The following is a 15,656-nucleotide window of genomic DNA, read 5'->3' as shown; positions in this document are numbered from 1 at the left end:
CACCCTCAATCTCTCACTCACCATTGGCAAGGATGCACCATGAAAACCCTCAACGACTGGGTATTGCTCCACCAGCACGCCGTCTCCCCCACCCCGCTCACGCCCCCAGCCGAGCGTATCAAGGCCGGCAGCCCTGAACAAACCCTCTGGAACCACTACTCGGATCCCAGCCAGCAGTTTCATGTGGGCTTCTGGGCCTGCGAGCCGGGGCGCTGGGCCATCCACTACACGGAGCACGAGTATTGCCAGCTGCTGGAAGGGGATGTGGTGATCCACGACAGCCTGGGGGGTCAACTTGCCCTCAAACCGGGGGATCAGTTCGTTATTCCGGCCGGCTTTGTCGGGGAGTGGGAGACACTCACCCCCTGTCGCAAGGTCTATGTGATCTTCGAGCCCGCCACCACTTGACGTTGGCGTCAACTCGCCCTGTTTTTCCACTCGGCCCCTCCGCCCGTCTGCTTGACGTTTACGGCATGATTTTCTGCGGTTTTCCCGCTTGCAAAAGGTTTTTGCGCTAGGCATTGTGATTGACGAGGAATGTAAATGGAATTTCGAGCCCGTATGTGGGGGGCTCCTATAAAAATCAAGAGGATTACCGCCAATGTGTTCTATTTTCGGCATTCTGGACATCAAATCCGATGCAGCAGCCTTGCGCAAATCGGCCCTGGAGATGTCCAAGCGATTGCGTCACCGCGGTCCTGACTGGTCCGGCATCTACAGCTCAGACAAAGCCATACTGGTGCACGAGCGACTGGCCATCGTCGATCCGGGCAATGGCGCCCAGCCGCTCTACAACCCGGAGCGCACTCACGTATTGGCCGTCAACGGCGAGATCTACAACCACAAGGAACTCGAAAAGAACCTCAAGGTCGACTTCCAGTTCCAGACCCACTCCGACTGCGAGGTGCTGCTGGCACTCTACAAGGAGAAGGGCCCCGCCTTTTTGGACGATCTCAACGGCATCTTCGCCTTCATCCTCTATGACGCCGAACAGGATGCCTACCTGATTGGTCGTGATCACATGGGGATCATCCCCCTCTATACCGGTCGCGACGAGCACGGCAACTTCTATGTCGCCTCCGAGATGAAAGCCCTGGTGCCGGTTTGCAAGAGCGTCGAAACCTTCCCGCCCGGACATTACCTCTGGAGCAAGGATGGCGAGCTCAAGCAGTGGTACAAGCGCGACTGGATGGAATACGACGCGGTCGAGCACAAGGTCAGCGACAGAGCGGAACTGAAAGCCGCGCTGGAAGCGGCCGTCAAGCGTCAGCTGATGTGCGACGTGCCCTATGGTGTGCTGCTCTCCGGCGGACTGGATTCGTCCGTCATCTCCGCCATTGCCAAGATCTACGCCGCCCGCCGGGTGGAGGACGATGGCAACAGTGCTGCCTGGTGGCCGCAGCTGCACTCCTTTGCCGTGGGGCTGGAAGGCTCGCCGGATCTCGCCGCCGCCCGCAAGGTGGCCGACCATCTGGGCACGGTTCACCATCAGATCCACTTCTCGGTACAAGAGGGGCTGGATGCCCTGCGGGACGTCATCTATCACCTCGAGACCTATGACGTCACCACTATCCGCGCTTCTACCCCCATGTACCTTATGGCCCGTTATATCAAGGCGATGGGCATCAAGATGGTGCTCTCCGGTGAAGGTTCCGACGAGCTGTTCGGTGGTTACCTCTACTTCCACAAGGCGCCCAACGCCAAAGAGTTCCACGAGGAGAACGTGCGCAAGCTCGCCTCCCTGCACCTGTATGACTGCCTGCGGGCCAACAAGTCCATGGCCGCCTGGGGTGTGGAAGGCCGCGTGCCCTTCCTCGACAAGGAGTTCATGGACGTGGCGATGCGCCTCAATCCTGCCGACAAGATGTGTGGCAACGGCAAGATAGAGAAGCACATACTGCGCGAAGCCTTCGAGGAGCTGTTGCCCCACGAAGTGGCCTGGCGCCAGAAGGAGCAGTTCTCCGACGGCGTGGGTTACTCCTGGATTGACAGCCTGAAAGCCATGGTCAAGGTCGAAGTGACGGATCAGATGTTCGAGGCAGCGGCGTTCCGCTTCCCCGTCAACACACCGCTCACCAAGGAGGCCTATTTTTATCGCGCCATCTTCGACGAGCACTTCCCGCTGGAGTCCGCCGCCCGTACCGTGCCCTACGGCAAGTCGGTCGCCTGCTCCACTCCGACCGCCTTGGAGTGGGATGCCAAGTTCAAGGAGATGGCCGACCCGTCCGGTCGCGCCGTGATGGACGTCCACCAGCAGGGGTATTAACAAGTAACAGTTGGACTTTATAAACGCAGCCGAACCTACCTAATTTGTAGGTTCGGCTGAATCAGTGAAGGCCAATATACGAAAGAAGTAATCACAGACTTCATATAGTTTGTGATAATTTAAATCCAAAACATCAGAGAGTTCTCTATGACGAAAAGTTTTATGATTCAGGAGCAAAAATGATAGAGTTTGGACAACAATATGCTAAAGAGATTTTTGCATTTTTTGTTCCCTTATTCACATGGATACTAAACAACCATTTCAAAGCAAAAGCAAAACTTAATGTTGCAAGTCCTCATGGCTTTATGTTTTTAGTGCAAGAGCCAATAAAAGGCGAAGATGGCGCTATATTAAGCCAAAGTCAGACGGTTAGAACCATGTCTCATATTGTGACCAATCCTGGTCAAGACACAGCTACAAAAGTTGAGCTGGTATTTAACTGGAAACCACCCTGTATTAATATCTGGCCATCAAGACATTTCACGGAGCATGTGGAAACTGACAATCGTTACATCATGATTTTTGACTCACTTGCACCACGAGAACAGATTGCATGTGAGCTGCTCTCTGTGAATAACGAACTACCTGCATTAATCAATGTTAGAAGTGATCAGTGTACAGCAACTAATATTGCCTTATTCCCTCAACCTGTTGTTGCACCATGGAAGCAAAGGATTGCCGCGACATTAATGTTTCTAGGACTATCTCTTTCTATTTACTTAACAACTTTATTTCTTCAACTTTTACTTACTGTGACACAGTGAGCACATCTTAACCCGGTAGATTGGACTGGTTTTTCTGAGCCCAACCTACCAAGGTTATAATATCAGTCGCCCGATTTGTGTTTATGAGGCTTTAATGCAGGATGTTCTTTCTTCTTTTCCGGTGTAACTCTTTGCCGTTTATCGGGTGAACCATCTTCATTTTTTCTTTTTGGACCGGGTTTGATTCCCATCATTAACTCCTTCTAACGTTGGTTTGTGTGAAAGACGATGCTTACCCCTGCGCATCCGGCTGCTGCTCCGGGGCGGCCTTGATAAAGGCCTGCAGCTGCTCGCAGTTGGCGACGATGCGGGCAATGGTGGGGTACTCATCCAGCGTCATGTCGTAGCGGCGGGCGTTGTAGACCTGAGGCACCAGCATGCAATCGGCCAGGGTCACCTCGTTGCCGACGCAATAAACGCCGGCCGTGGTCATCAGCAAGGGTTCGAGCACCCTGAAGGTTTCGTCAATCCAGTGGCGATACCAGGCATCACGCTGCGCCTTGCCCAGCCCCAGATCCTGCTCCAGATAGGTGAGCACTCGCAGGTTGTCGAGGGGGTGCGTGTCGCAGGCGATCATGTTGACTATCTGGCGCACCCTGGCCCGCGCCTGGGCGGCCGAGGGCATCAGCGGATAGGCAGGATAGGTTTCGTCAAGGTACTCCATAATGGCAACCGACTGACCGAACTGCACATCCCCGTCGATAAGAAAGGGCACCAGCCCCTGGGGATTGACACGATGATAGGCCTTCTCGCGCTGCTCGCCCTGCCTCAAGTTGACCGGGTGATACTCATAATCGAGCCCCTTGAGCTGCATGACTATCCGTACCCGATAACTTGCCGATGAACGCCAATATCCAAACAACTGCAACATAATCTGTCCCTGTGTTGGCAGGTGCACGGGCACCTGCCGTTCACCAGTCGGCCCTGTGTCCGCACTGGCTCCTTCACGTCATCTGGCTGACATCCTGTTGCGTGACTTTTTGCAAAATGGTGCCAAACAGACTCATCCCGTTGCGATCCTGCATCGCGATGGACACTGTATCACCAAAGCACAGAAAGGGTGTAGTGGCTTGACCTGACTCGATAATTTCCAACATCCGCCGCTCGGCGAGGCAGGAGGAACCGGCACTGCGGTCATAGTTGGAGACGGTCCCCGAGCCTATGATGCAGCCAGCCCCGAGCGGCCGGGTTTTGGCGGCATGGGCAATCAGCTCGAAGAAGTTGAAGGTCATGTCCACCCCGGCATTGGGCGCGCCAAACAGCGCGCCGTTGAGGTGCGTTTCCAGCGGCAGATGCACCTTGCCATCCTGCCAGTCACTGCCCAGCTCGTCCGGCGTGATGGCCACCGGCGAGAAGGCGCTGGAGGGTTTGGACTGGAAGAAGCCAAAGCCCTTGGCCAGCTCGCCCGGGATCAGGTTGCGCAGGCTCACGTCGTTCACCAGCATCAACAGTTTGACGTGGGCGGCGGCCGCCTGCGGGCTGGTTCCCATGGGCACGTCGTCGGTAATGATGGCCACTTCCGACTCAAAATCGATACCCCAGGCCTCCGATCCCATGACGATGGGACCACGGGGGGCCAGAAAGCAGTCCGAGCCGCCCTGGTAAATCAGGGGATCGTGCCAGAAGCTTTCCGGCATCTCGGCGCCGCGGGCCTTGCGCACCAGCTCGACGTGGTTGACGTAGGCGCTGCCATCCGCCCACTGGTAGGCGCGGGGCAAGGGCGAGAGACACTCACTCTCATCAAACGGGAAGGCATCGGCACAGGTGCCATCGTTGAGGGTCTGATAGACGGCGGCAAGGTGCGGGGCCGTTTGTGCCCACTCATCCAGCGCCGCCTGCAGGGTGGGGGCGATGGATGGCACCCGCACCGCACGGCTCAAGTCGCGGCTGACCACCACCAGGGCGCCATCGCGCTTGCCATTGTTCAAGGTTGCAAGTTTCATAAAAATCCTTATTTGCCAGTGGCAGTCGAAAGTTCAGGGCGCTGCCAGCTGCTGACATAGCGCGGGTTTTCTATCCCCTCACACAGGCTGCCGACGTTCAGCGCATCACGGGTATCCAGCATCACGGCCACCTCGTCGGTGAACTTCTTGGCATAGGCCTGCCCTGCCGCAAACGCCTTGGGATGGGGGCCGTGGGTAAAGCCGGCGGGATGGAAGGTAACCATGCCCCGCTCGATATTGTCCCGGCTGAAGAAGTCCCCGGCATGGTAGAAGAGCACTTCGTCGTAGTCGTCGTTGCTGTGGTAGAAGGGCACCTTGAGGGCGCCGGGGTCACTCTCTATGGGGCGCGGCACGAAGGTACAGATGACGAACCGGCTCGCCACGAAGGTGGAGTGGGCCGAGGGCGGCAAGTGGTAGCGGTGGCTCATCAGCGGGCGAATGTCGCGCCAGTTGAGGCGCACCACGCACAAGTCCCCGTGCCAGCCCTGGGCATCCAGCGGATTGAAGGGCCAGGTGATGACCGACACCTGATTGTGGCGCTTGACCTGCAACGACCATGGATTTTCATCCTGCTGGGCCAGAAAGCGTTCATTGATGGCGGGCACATCCAGCGCCGCCGGGTCAAAGATGGCGTGATTGCCCACCAGCCCCTTGTCCGGCAGCTGATAGCTGTCATTGGTCGCCTCTATCATCAGGATGAACATGGGCGCCGTGGGCTCGATGCGCCACATGGTGCCACGGGGGATCACCACATAGTCACCGTCCCGCAGGGTCAGGTGGCCGTAGTCGCAGTAGAAATCGCCACTGCCCTCGTGGATGAACAGCAGCTCGTCGCCGTCCGCGTTGCGCACCAGAAACGGCATAGGCTCGTGCAAACGCCACATCCGGTAGCGGCAGTGAGCATTGTGCAGAATATCCGGCATCACCCAGGGGGAGAGGGAACTCACCTCCTCCTGCAGACCGTTCAAGTCAAACGCCCTCGGCCGCAGCGGCCCCTCCCAGTTGGTCCAGTCAGTGGGAGCATGCTTGTGGTGCATGTGGGTGGCGGGGCCGAAGAAACCGGCCCGCCCCAGTTCGCGCTCATAGATGGCCTGCTCTGGCAGGTCGGCATGAGCCTGACGGGAATGAGTTCCCTCTCGATGGGGAAAGCTTATCCAGTTACGCATCGCTGGGTTCTCCATGCAGCACACCGCGGCGGATCTGGTCCAGTTCAATGGATTCGAACAGTGCCTGGAAATTGCCCTCGCCAAACCCTTCATTGCCCTTGCGCTGAATGATCTCGAAGAAGACCGGGCCTATGACGGTGTCGGTAAAGATCTGCAGCAGTATGCCGTCCTTGGTGGGAGAACCATCGATGAGGATCTGCAGATCCTTGAGGGAGGCCAGATCTTCCTGATGGCCCTCGACCCGGCTGTTGACCTTCTCGTAGTAGGTGTCCGGGGTCGGCATAAAACCGGTACCACGGCCACGCAGGGTGCGTATGGTCTGGTAGATGTCGCTGGAGGCGAGCGCTATGTGCTGGATCCCCTCCCCCTTGTACTGACGCAGGTACTCCTCAATCTGGGACTTGTCATCGGAGGATTCGTTGATGGGGATGCGGATTTTGCCGCAGGGGGCCGTCATGGCACGAGAGTGCAGGCCGGTCAGCTTGCCCTCTATGTCGAAGTAGCGAATTTCCCGGAAATTGCCGATCCGCTCATAGAAGTTCGACCAGACATCCATGTTGCCACGCTGGACGTTGTGGGTCAGGTGATCGATCTCGTAGAGCCCCGCATCCACCTCGGCCATGCGCGCCTGCCAATCGGGGTAAAACACAAAATCCACATCATAGATGGAGCCTTTGTCGCCGTAGCGGTCGACAAACGACAGTGTGCTCTCGCCTATGCCATAAATGGCGGGAATATTGAGCTCCATGGGCCCTATCTTGCCGACGAAGGGCTTGGCCCCCTTGGTGATGGCGTATTGCTGGGCCTTGCCCGCATCCGCCACCCGAAATGCCATGCCGCACACGCTGGGCCCGTGCAGGCTGGCGAACTGCTCCGCCTGGGAGTGGGGCTCGGCGTTGACCACGAAGTTGATGTCACCCTGACGATAGAGCCAGCACTGCTTGTGCTTGTGCTTTGCCACTTCGGCAAAACCCAGTGAAACGAACAACGCCTTGAGGGCGGCAATGCCCTTGGCATCCGGCGCCGTGTACTCGACGAATTCGAAGCCATCCGAGCCGAGGGGATTGATGGTGTGGGAACGGGAAGAGGAGGAAGTGGTCGTCATGATGCGCTCCTTGCAATGTGCTGATGACTGAAAGTGGTTAAAGCGGATTGACCTGGGGCGACGGCATGACCATCGCTCCCGTCAAACAAGCTTTGTTAACAACTTGTTTCATTAGATGCAGGTGCGCGGCAGAAGAGAAGAGACGGGTTTCAGATAGTTTCTCGGGGTCCTCCACCAAAAGATGTAAATAGATTGTGACATTCAAGCCGCAGCCTTGCGGATCGCCCCATGGCGACCCGCAGGGCTGTCAGCTTTGCCTTACAGTCGCCAGCGTTTGGTCATGATGTGGGGCAAACAGGCCTGCGCCTTTTGCAGACGAAGCGGGGTGGGATTGATGAGCCAGGCCTCTGCGCCCTGCGCCAGCAGCGGCAGATCGTGCAGACTGTCACTCAGGGCCAGCGTCACAGTGAGGGCGCGGACCTCGGGCAGTATCTTGTGCTGACCGTGGCAGTAAAAGCGCGGCATCAAGCCGCCCAAGCGGTAGTGCATCCGCGAGCCCAGGGTGCGATGGGGCAGCTTGCCAGGCAACTGTTGATGGAGTTGCCCGCGCACCAGAGCGCGAGGGCTGGCGGAGATCACCCAGCAGCGATCACCGTCTTTCATCAGCAAGGCGCGCGCCTCGCGAAACAGCCCAGGCCGGGTGCGGCAATAGGCCCGCACCAGTTTGCGCCAGCCCAGTGGCGAAAGCCCCAGTGTGATGGCCCACCAGATCAGCGAAATCCCCTGCCTGCGCCGGCTTGGCACTAGGTAAACCAGGCCACCCAGTGCGATCACCGGCAGCAGCAAGAGTGGCCAGAGGCGACGGCGCAACATATAGCGCAGCAAGCCGGCGTGGCTGTCGCCTGGGGCCAGGGTGTCGTCAAAGTCAGCCAGGATCCAGTCTGTACGCATAGTGTCTTGTTCTCCCCTCACTCGCTCAATCCGGCGATGGCGACATGGAGCTCAGGGGTGAGAAACATGGCCCCCTCACCGGGAGGGCAGATAAAATCGAATGCTTCGTCTGCCAGGGTGAAACTCAGGCGCCAGGCATGCAGGTAGCCGCGGTCGGCCGCCGTGCCGCCGTAACGCTCATCCCCCAGAATGGGTGCCCCTATGCTTTTCAAGGCAACCCGGATCTGGTGGGTCTTGCCGGTCTGGGGCTTGATGCGATAGAGCCGCAGACCCTCGCGCACCGGCACAGAGTCAAACCAGCTGATGGCGGGGTTGTCCAGGCTGCGCGCCAGCATCCAGCTGCCACCCCGCCCTTTTTGCATGTCCCCTTTTACCCAGCCCTGCTTCTTTTTGGGCTTGCGATCGGAGAGGGCCAGATACTGCTTGCTCACCTGTCGCTCCGCAAATGCCATGCTGAGTGCCCGGTTCGCCGCAGTGGTACGCGCCAGCAACACCAGACCTGAGGTCATCTTGTCGAGCCGATGAACAGGATAAAGCACCTGCCCTGTGTCGGCCTTGACGCGACTGACCAATCCCGGATTGACCAGCCCCGACTCACCGGCTTCGTCATGCATGCCAAGGCCCGGCCCTTTGTTGATCAACATAAAATCTTTGTGCTGCGCTAGTATCCGGTACATCTATAACCTTTTAGAATGTGTTTCATTACAAGAATATGACTCCATCAAGGGGTCGCCCCCCCCCATGAATACTCAGAACAAGAATCGCACGGATGAAGAGATACTTGCTTTGGTTACTGCTGATTGGCGCCAGTTATATCGGGCCCCTCCTGGCCAATGAATCCTCCCTTGAAGCCCCGGAGCGGGTGGTGCTCCAGTTGCGCTGGCTGCACCAGCCCCAGTTTGTGGGCTATCACATGGCCAAGGCCAAGGGCTTCTATGCCAAAGCCGGACTGGACGTGGAGATAAGGCCCGGTGGCAAGGGAATAAGCACGGTGGACGAGGTGCAAAGCGGTCGTGCCGACTTTGGCGTCGGCAACACAGAGGTGCTGACCGCCTATGCCAATGGCAAGCCACTGCTGGCGCTTGCCTGCGTCTTTCAGCACTCGCCGTCCATCTTCCTGGCCCGTCGTGACAGCGGCATTCTCACTGTTGATGGCATGCGTGGCAAACGGATCATGATGTTTTCCGCCCATCAGGATGCCGAGTTGCTGGCGACACTTTTCTATCAAGGTCTCAATGAAAGCCAACTTACCCCGATCCAGACCTCGGTCAATATCGCTGATCTCATCGAGGGCAAGGTCGATATCTTCAACGCCTATCTCAGCAACGAGCCTTTCTATCTGGAAGAGCGCGGCATTCCCGTCTCTGTCATCAACCCGCGCAATTACGGCATCGACTTTTACAGCGACATACTCTTCACCACTCAGGCGCAGGAGCAGGCCCATCCGGGCAGGGTAGAGCGGTTTCGGACCGCCAGCCTTGAAGGGTGGCGCTATGCCCTCGCCCATCCCCAGGAGGCCATCGCCCTGCTGCGCAAGGAGTATGGCGTCAACCGCAGTCCGGCCCACATGGAGTACGAGCTGCAGGTAAGCAAGGAGATGATACAACCGCTCTATGTGGAGATCGGGTATATGAACCCGGATCGCGTCACCCACATCATGGAGCAGCTGACCGAAATCGGGCTCATCAAGCGACCCGTGCCGCTGACTGACTTTCTCTATCAGGCCCCCTCCGAGCAGTGGGTATTCTGGCGGCCCTGGTTTTTGCTGAGTCTGGCTGCCTGCGTGCTCATATTGCTGCTGGCGGTCTACCTGCTGGTGTGCAACAAACGGCTCAATCGCGAGATTGCCCTGCGCCAGCAGCGGGAAGAGGAGATATTGCAGCTGGCAAGGCAGGACCCGCTCACCGGCCTGCCCAACCGCCTGAGCCTGATGGAGCGGCTGGAGGCACAGATAAGCAGCCCCAACCCCGGCTGCCTGCTGTTTTGCGATCTCAACAACTTCAAACAGGTCAACGACGGCTTTGGCCACAGCCATGGTGATGCCATCCTCTGCCAGCTGGCGGAGCGGATCACCCGCAGCCTCAACCACCAGCGCTTCTTCGCCAGACTGGCCGGTGACGAGTTCGTGCTCTTGCTCCCCGATCACGACCTGCTCGATGCCGAGGCCATTGCCGAGGTGATCAGAATGGCCATGGCCCAGCCATTTCAGGTCAAGGACCATCAACTCGAGGTTGGCATCAGCGTCGGGGTCAGCCAATACCAGCCGGGCTGGCGTGCCGAGCAGTGGCTTATCCACGCCGATCGCGCCATGTACAACGACAAGGGGATCGAGCTGGCGGCAGCGCCCCCCTAAGCCCTTCATCCGGACCCGGTCAGCCTGGCTTGCACCTCACAACATCACGCTGGCAGCACCAAGGCGCAGGGCAGTACAAGGCAACAAGGCCACCGCTATGGGTGGCCTTGTTGCTTTTGGTGGGAGCGCGGGAGCATCAGCCGAAGGTCTGCCCCAAGGATTTGAGCTGTCTGGCCTTGGTCAGCAGTATCTCGCTCGACTCATCCACATCCTGCATCTTGTTGCTGTTGGCGTGGGAGTGCTGGGAGATGAGGTTGACGTTCTGGCTGATGTTTTCGACTACCGCCTGTTGCTGCTCCGCCGCCGCCGAGATCTGGGCAGAGAAATCCATCACCAGCTCAATCTCGGCCAGTACCTGATGCAGGCTGCCGGAACCCTGACGGGTCATCTCAACGCAAGACTGCGTCTGTTGCAGGTTGTTTTGCATCATCCCCTTCCAGCCGTTCAGGGTGCGCTGGATCTGACCTATGCTGCTCTGGATCTGCTCGGTCGCCTTGTGGGTCCGGGTTGACAGGGTACGCACCTCGTCCGCCACCACAGCAAACCCCCGCCCCTGCTCTCCCGCTCTGGCCGCTTCGATGGCGGCGTTGAGCGCCAGCAGGTTGGTCTGATCGGCGATGCCCTGAATTTCGCCCATCAAGACCCCGATACGATCCGATTCGCTGGCCAGCGCTACCGCAGAAGCAAACGCATGCTCCGCCTCCGTCGCGAGCTCGGTTATCTTGCGCTCCGTGTCGAGCAACTGCTTGTCCGTGTGCTGGCAGTGAGCCTTGGCCTGAGCAACCTGGCTGTTGGTGTCCTGAATGTTGCGGGCAATCTCCTGCGCCGTGCTCGCCATCTCGGTAATGGCCGCCGCCATCTGCTGGGTCTGGGCATCCTGCTCGGCAATGTCCGAGCTGACCTCACTGGAGGCACTCTTCAGGTGTACGGCCAGATCCTGCAGGGCGTGGGTGGCATCGTCCACCCGCCCCAGTACGGTCCGGATGCGGGCCTGCAGCAACTTGATGTGAAAATCGGCGATGGCGCTGGGCTCCTGACCCGAATAGATAAGCCGGGTCAGACTGTCATATTCATCGGCCAGCTGCCGCAAATAGCGCGGAGTCGTGATGAGCTCGTGGCGGTAGAGACCTCCCAGCAGCAGGAGTGGCAAAGCCATATAGAGCGGAGCCCAGGATCCCAGCTGCACGGCACCCAGCCAGGCCAGCGCCAGCAATCCTGCACCGGCAACCAGATGGCGCAGCCGTGACAGGGAAATACGGGGCTTGCGCCCTCCCTGCTCGGCAGCGCGCAGGCGGGCATAAGTCCTGGCGGCAATCTCCTTCATCTGCGGATCGGCACGGCAACGCACCGACTGATAGCCACTTATCTTGCCCTGCTCGAAGATGGGGGTGACATAGGCATCGACCCAGTAGTAGCGACCATCCTGGCAACGGTTTTTCACCATGCCGCGCCATGGCTGCCACTGCTTGAGCTTGCCCCACAGATCGGCAAAGGCGGCCTTGGGCATGTCGGGATGGCGCACCATGTTGTGGTGCTGGCCTATCAGTTCGGCACGGCTGTAACCGGCAACTCGGCAGAAATGATCGTTGGCATAAGTGATGACGCCACGCAGATCCGTGGTGGATACCAGCTGTTCATCGGCAGGGAAATCAACTTCCTGATCAAAGAGTTGAACCATTTGTTCACGTTGTTCACGCATGTCTCGCTCCATTCTGAGCCATTACTCAACAGAGTGTTGGTAAGCGGCCGGAGCCTGTAAAGGAGGACATGGAGAGAATGTCAAAAATGATAGCTGAACACGGTTTTGCAATCGGTGGGGTGACTCAAGCCAGCCGCAGCAGCCTGGATCCGGATATGAGCTCGTATCGCAAATAGCACAAAGCCCAGACAACAAGGTTGTCTGGGCTTTTTTGAAGATGGCGGAGGAGGTGGGATTTGAACCCACGGATGGTCGCCCATCGCCGGTTTTCAAGACCGGTGCATTCAGCCGCTCTGCCACCCCTCCGAACGGCGTGCATACTACGTCAAGCCCATGTTCATATGCAATACATATTTGTTCTGGGATAGTAGGGGGGAACAGGCTGAGGTGGCGCTTGAAATCAGCGCTCGTCATCCCAACATTGAGTGCATACAATGCGATAACGAAGCGGAATGTACCGCCTCAACCCGGAAATCAAGAGGACACCCAAGATGGATACCCGTTCTATCTATACCGGCACCCAGAGTGCCGCGCGTGATACCAACAAGGTGCTGCGCAACACCTATATGCTGCTCTCCCTCACTCTTGGCTTCTCTGCCGTTGTGGCCGGGGTCGCCACCGTGATGAACATGCCGCCCCTGCACTGGGCCGTGTTCCTCATCGGTGTGTATGGCCTGATGTTCCTGACCCAGAAGAACCAGGACAATGGCATGGGCCTGGTGTTCACCTTCGCCCTGACCGGCCTGCTCGGCTACAGCCTGGGCCCCATCATCAACATGTACATGAACAATGGTGGTGGCGAGATAGTGATGACGGCGCTCGGCGGCACAGCCTTGACCTTCTTCGGTCTGTCCGCTTATGCCCTGACCACCAAGCGTGACCTCTCCTTTATCGGTGGCATGCTGTTCGTCGGTTTCTGGGTGCTGCTGGTGGCCATGGTCGCCAACATCTTCCTGCAGATGAGCGCCCTGAGCCTGGCCCTGTCCGCCATGTTCATGTTGTTCTCCTCCGGCGCCATATTGCTGACCACCCAGCAGATCATCCGTGGCGGCGAGACCAACTACATCTCTGCCACCGTGACCCTGTATGTCTCCATCTACAACATCTTCCTGAGCCTGCTGAGCCTGCTCGGCGGCAACCGCAACTAATGAAAGACCCCGCTTCGGCGGGGTTTTTATTGGTGCCTGTTTCTGTCAGGATAAGTTGTAAATCAAGGATATGAAGCTAAGCGGCCCTGATCCAAATCAGGGCCGCTTCGCGCTTGGCGGGTTAGTATCCCGTTCTCGTTTCATTCAAGGGTTGCTCTTGTCTCATGCCGATGGATTTCTCTGGCCTGCTGCGCCGACTGCTGACTGACAGTCACATCTACTTCGCCCTCAAGGTCTTGCTGGCCATGGTGGGGCTGCTCGCCTTCACCCTGGCGACCGGTGATATCCAGCTCACAGTGCTGCTCTCCCTCGGGGTGGTGGCCGGTGCCATCGCCGAAACCGACGACAGCCTGTGGGGCCGGGTCAAGAACCTCGCCATGACGCTGCTCTGCTTCCTGTTTGCCTCCCTGTGTGTGCAGTACCTCTTCCCAACCCCCTGGCTGTTTGCCATCGGGCTGGCGGGGTCGACCTTTCTCTTCGTGATGGTGGGGGCGCTCGGTCAGCGCTACGCCACCATCAGCTTCGGCTCCCTGCTTATCGCCATCTACACCATGCTGGGGGCTGCCAAGGCGCCGGATCTCTTCTACCAGCCGCTCGCATTGTGCGCCGGTGCACTCTGGTATGGTCTGGTCTCCCTCATTTGGCTCTGGCTGCTGCCCTACAAGACACTGCATGAGCAGCTGGCACAGAGTTACTTTGCCCTCGGCCGCTATCTGCTCGAAAAATCTCGCTTTTTCCCGGCCGACGAGCATGGCGCCCAGGCCATTCGCCACAATCTGGCCCAGCTCAACATTAATCTGGTCAATGCGCTGACCCTGACCAAATCGGCGCTCAACGCCCGCCTCAGCACCCGCCATCAGGCGGCGCCCGAGCTTGCCAGCCTGCTGCGCCTCTACCTGCTGGCGCTGGAAATCCAGGAACGTGCCACCTCCAGCCACTATCCCTACAGCAGGCTGGAAGCCGAGCTCAAGCAGGGTATCGTCCTTGACGGGTTTCAGGAGGTATTTTTGCAGCTCTCCGAGGCGTGCCAGCGGCTCGGTTACGCCATCCTGGTGCACAAGCCCTACGCCCACAACAAGCGCATCCACTGGACCCTGGAGGCTCTCGGCGATCAGCTGGAGTTCACCCACCTCAAGCAGCACTACCCCAAGACATTGCTGACGCCGATGAAGTTCCTGCGCCGCAATCTGGCCAGCATCAACCAGCTGCTGGGCAGTGCAGAGGAGCTGCAAAACCCGACCCAGGCACAGGCAAGCCTGCCGGCCCTGGCACGCCCTGTTCGCCTTCCATTGCTGGCTCAGCTCAAGCAGCACCTCAGCCCCGACTCCATGGTGTTTCGCCATGCCCTGCGCCTGTCGCTTGGGTTGGTGGTAGGTTACGGCATCTTGCAGACCTTCAGCCTTGATAAGGGTTACTGGATCCTGCTGACGGTGCTGTTTGTCTGCCAACCCAGCTACAGCGCCACCCGCCGCCGGCTGGTACAGCGGATGCTCGGTACCTTCGCCGGCCTGCTGGTGGGCGTCCCCGTGCTCTGGCTGTTCCCCGAATTGCATGTTCAACTGGTGGTAATGGGGCTCGCCGCCTTCCTGTTCTTCACCCAGGTACGCAGCAACTACAGCGCCGCCGTCTGCTTCATCACCCTCTATGTACTGATGGCCTTCAACCTGCTGGACGGCATCGGCTTTGCCATTCTGGGGCCGCGCCTGCTCGACACCTTCCTCGGCTGCCTGCTCTCCTACGCCCTGGTGGCCTGGCTCTGGCCGGACTGGCAGTACAAACGGCTGCCGACGCTTATCGCCAACTCCCTGTCAGCCAACGCCCGCTACCTGGCGGCCGTGCTCGCCAGCCTGCAACAGCAAAGGGATGAATCCATCGACTACCGGGTAGCCCGCAAGAGCGCCCATCTGGCCGATAGCGAGCTGGCCATGGCCTGGCAGAGCATGCTGGTGGAGCCGCAAAAGCGCCGCCGCTTCCTCGATCTCTGCTTCACCCTCACCTGGCGCAACCACGCCCTGCTCTCCTACATCTCGGCGCTGGGTGCCCATCGCGACAAGCTGGAGGCCATCGGCGAACTCGACGAGATCAGCCGCCACCTGAGCCACACCCTGGAGCGGGCCGCAGGCCATCTGGCGGGCGAGATACCTGCACAGATCGAAGGACAGTGCCCCGTCATCACGCCGGACAGCAGCGAGGAGCAGCTGATGCTGACCCAGCAGCTCACCCTGATCAGCCAGCTGGCGGACGAGTTGCTCACCCTGGCCAACGAGAGCCGGTTGCTCACCGGGGGCCAAGGCGCTACCATGCCCGCCCAATCCTGATAG

At 58.8% G+C, this 15,656-nt stretch carries 14 protein-coding genes and 1 tRNA gene; 6 read left to right on the top strand and 9 right to left on the bottom strand.

Annotation, left to right across the window (positions count from 1 at the left end; all coding sequences use genetic code 11):
* Positions 1-39 precede the first annotated feature (39 nt).
* The 3 genes from GWQ31_RS04295 (at position 40) to GWQ31_RS04285 (ending at position 3,030) form a co-directional block, all read left to right on the top strand.
* The gene (locus tag GWQ31_RS04295) at positions 40-408 is read left to right on the top strand and encodes a cupin domain-containing protein (RefSeq protein WP_275908727.1); all 369 of its coding nucleotides are present in this window, start codon (positions 40-42) and stop codon (positions 406-408) included.
* Between the two features lie 193 nt (positions 409-601).
* Positions 602-2,266: an asparagine synthase B gene (asnB, locus tag GWQ31_RS04290; protein WP_275908726.1), complete on the top strand. Its 1,665-nt coding sequence runs from the start codon at positions 602-604 to the stop codon at positions 2,264-2,266.
* Positions 2,267-2,445: 179 nt separating this feature from the next.
* Positions 2,446-3,030, top strand: a complete 585-nt coding sequence (locus tag GWQ31_RS04285; RefSeq protein WP_275908725.1) for a hypothetical protein — start codon at positions 2,446-2,448, stop codon at positions 3,028-3,030.
* A 62-nt stretch (positions 3,031-3,092) separates the two neighbouring features.
* Here the strand turns inward: GWQ31_RS04285 and GWQ31_RS04280 are convergent, their stop codons facing one another.
* The 7 genes from GWQ31_RS04280 to GWQ31_RS04250 form a co-directional block, all read right to left on the bottom strand.
* Positions 3,093-3,221: a hypothetical protein gene (locus tag GWQ31_RS04280; protein ID WP_275908724.1), complete on the bottom strand. Its 129-nt coding sequence runs from the start codon at positions 3,219-3,221 to the stop codon at positions 3,093-3,095.
* A gap of 41 nt (positions 3,222-3,262) precedes the next feature.
* Positions 3,263-3,901 (bottom strand): maleylacetoacetate isomerase, encoded by a 639-nt coding sequence (gene maiA, locus GWQ31_RS04275; RefSeq protein ID WP_192896110.1) that lies wholly within the window; start codon positions 3,899-3,901, stop codon positions 3,263-3,265.
* A 73-nt stretch (positions 3,902-3,974) separates the two neighbouring features.
* Positions 3,975-4,973: a fumarylacetoacetate hydrolase family protein gene (locus tag GWQ31_RS04270; RefSeq protein WP_275908723.1), complete on the bottom strand. Its 999-nt coding sequence runs from the start codon at positions 4,971-4,973 to the stop codon at positions 3,975-3,977.
* 8 nt (positions 4,974-4,981) lie between these two features.
* Positions 4,982-6,139, bottom strand: coding sequence for a homogentisate 1,2-dioxygenase (locus GWQ31_RS04265; protein ID WP_169045896.1), 1,158 nt, complete (start codon positions 6,137-6,139; stop codon positions 4,982-4,984).
* On the bottom strand, positions 6,132-7,244 hold the full coding sequence (gene hppD, locus GWQ31_RS04260) for a 4-hydroxyphenylpyruvate dioxygenase (protein WP_058395467.1): 1,113 nt from the start codon (positions 7,242-7,244) through the stop codon (positions 6,132-6,134). The genes GWQ31_RS04265 and hppD overlap by 8 nt, the downstream gene beginning before the upstream one ends.
* Positions 7,245-7,502: 258 nt before the next feature.
* Positions 7,503-8,135: an HAD family hydrolase gene (locus GWQ31_RS04255; protein WP_275908722.1), complete on the bottom strand. Its 633-nt coding sequence runs from the start codon at positions 8,133-8,135 to the stop codon at positions 7,503-7,505.
* Between the two features lie 17 nt (positions 8,136-8,152).
* A complete protein-coding gene (locus tag GWQ31_RS04250; RefSeq protein WP_265462815.1) occupies positions 8,153-8,812 on the bottom strand; it encodes a TIGR01621 family pseudouridine synthase in 660 nt (219 codons plus the stop codon).
* Between the two features lie 92 nt (positions 8,813-8,904).
* Between GWQ31_RS04250 and GWQ31_RS04245 the strand changes: the two genes are divergently transcribed.
* Complete coding sequence (locus tag GWQ31_RS04245; RefSeq protein ID WP_275908721.1) at positions 8,905-10,488, top strand: GGDEF domain-containing protein; 1,584 nt, start codon at positions 8,905-8,907, stop codon at positions 10,486-10,488.
* Between the two features lie 136 nt (positions 10,489-10,624).
* On the opposite strand, the gene GWQ31_RS04240 is transcribed toward GWQ31_RS04245, so the two are convergent.
* Positions 10,625-12,187 (bottom strand): PAS domain-containing methyl-accepting chemotaxis protein, encoded by a 1,563-nt coding sequence (locus GWQ31_RS04240; RefSeq protein ID WP_275908720.1) that lies wholly within the window; start codon positions 12,185-12,187, stop codon positions 10,625-10,627.
* Positions 12,188-12,405: 218 nt separating this feature from the next.
* Positions 12,406-12,493 (bottom strand) — tRNA-Ser (locus GWQ31_RS04235).
* A gap of 185 nt (positions 12,494-12,678) precedes the next feature.
* On the opposite strand from GWQ31_RS04235, the gene GWQ31_RS04230 reads away from it, so the two are divergent.
* Together GWQ31_RS04230 and yccS are read left to right on the top strand one after the other, a co-directional pair.
* The gene (locus GWQ31_RS04230) at positions 12,679-13,335 is read left to right on the top strand and encodes a Bax inhibitor-1/YccA family protein (protein WP_159166169.1); all 657 of its coding nucleotides are present in this window, start codon (positions 12,679-12,681) and stop codon (positions 13,333-13,335) included.
* Between the two features lie 164 nt (positions 13,336-13,499).
* Positions 13,500-15,653 (top strand): YccS family putative transporter, encoded by a 2,154-nt coding sequence (gene yccS / locus GWQ31_RS04225; RefSeq protein WP_265453111.1) that lies wholly within the window; start codon positions 13,500-13,502, stop codon positions 15,651-15,653.
* Positions 15,654-15,656: the final 3 nt, after the last annotated feature.

The organism is Aeromonas sp. 2MA4 (assembly GCF_029237305.1).
GTDB classification, from domain to species: Bacteria; Pseudomonadota; Gammaproteobacteria; order Enterobacterales; family Aeromonadaceae; genus Aeromonas; species Aeromonas salmonicida.
This window is presented reverse-complemented; position numbering and strand designations above follow the sequence as displayed.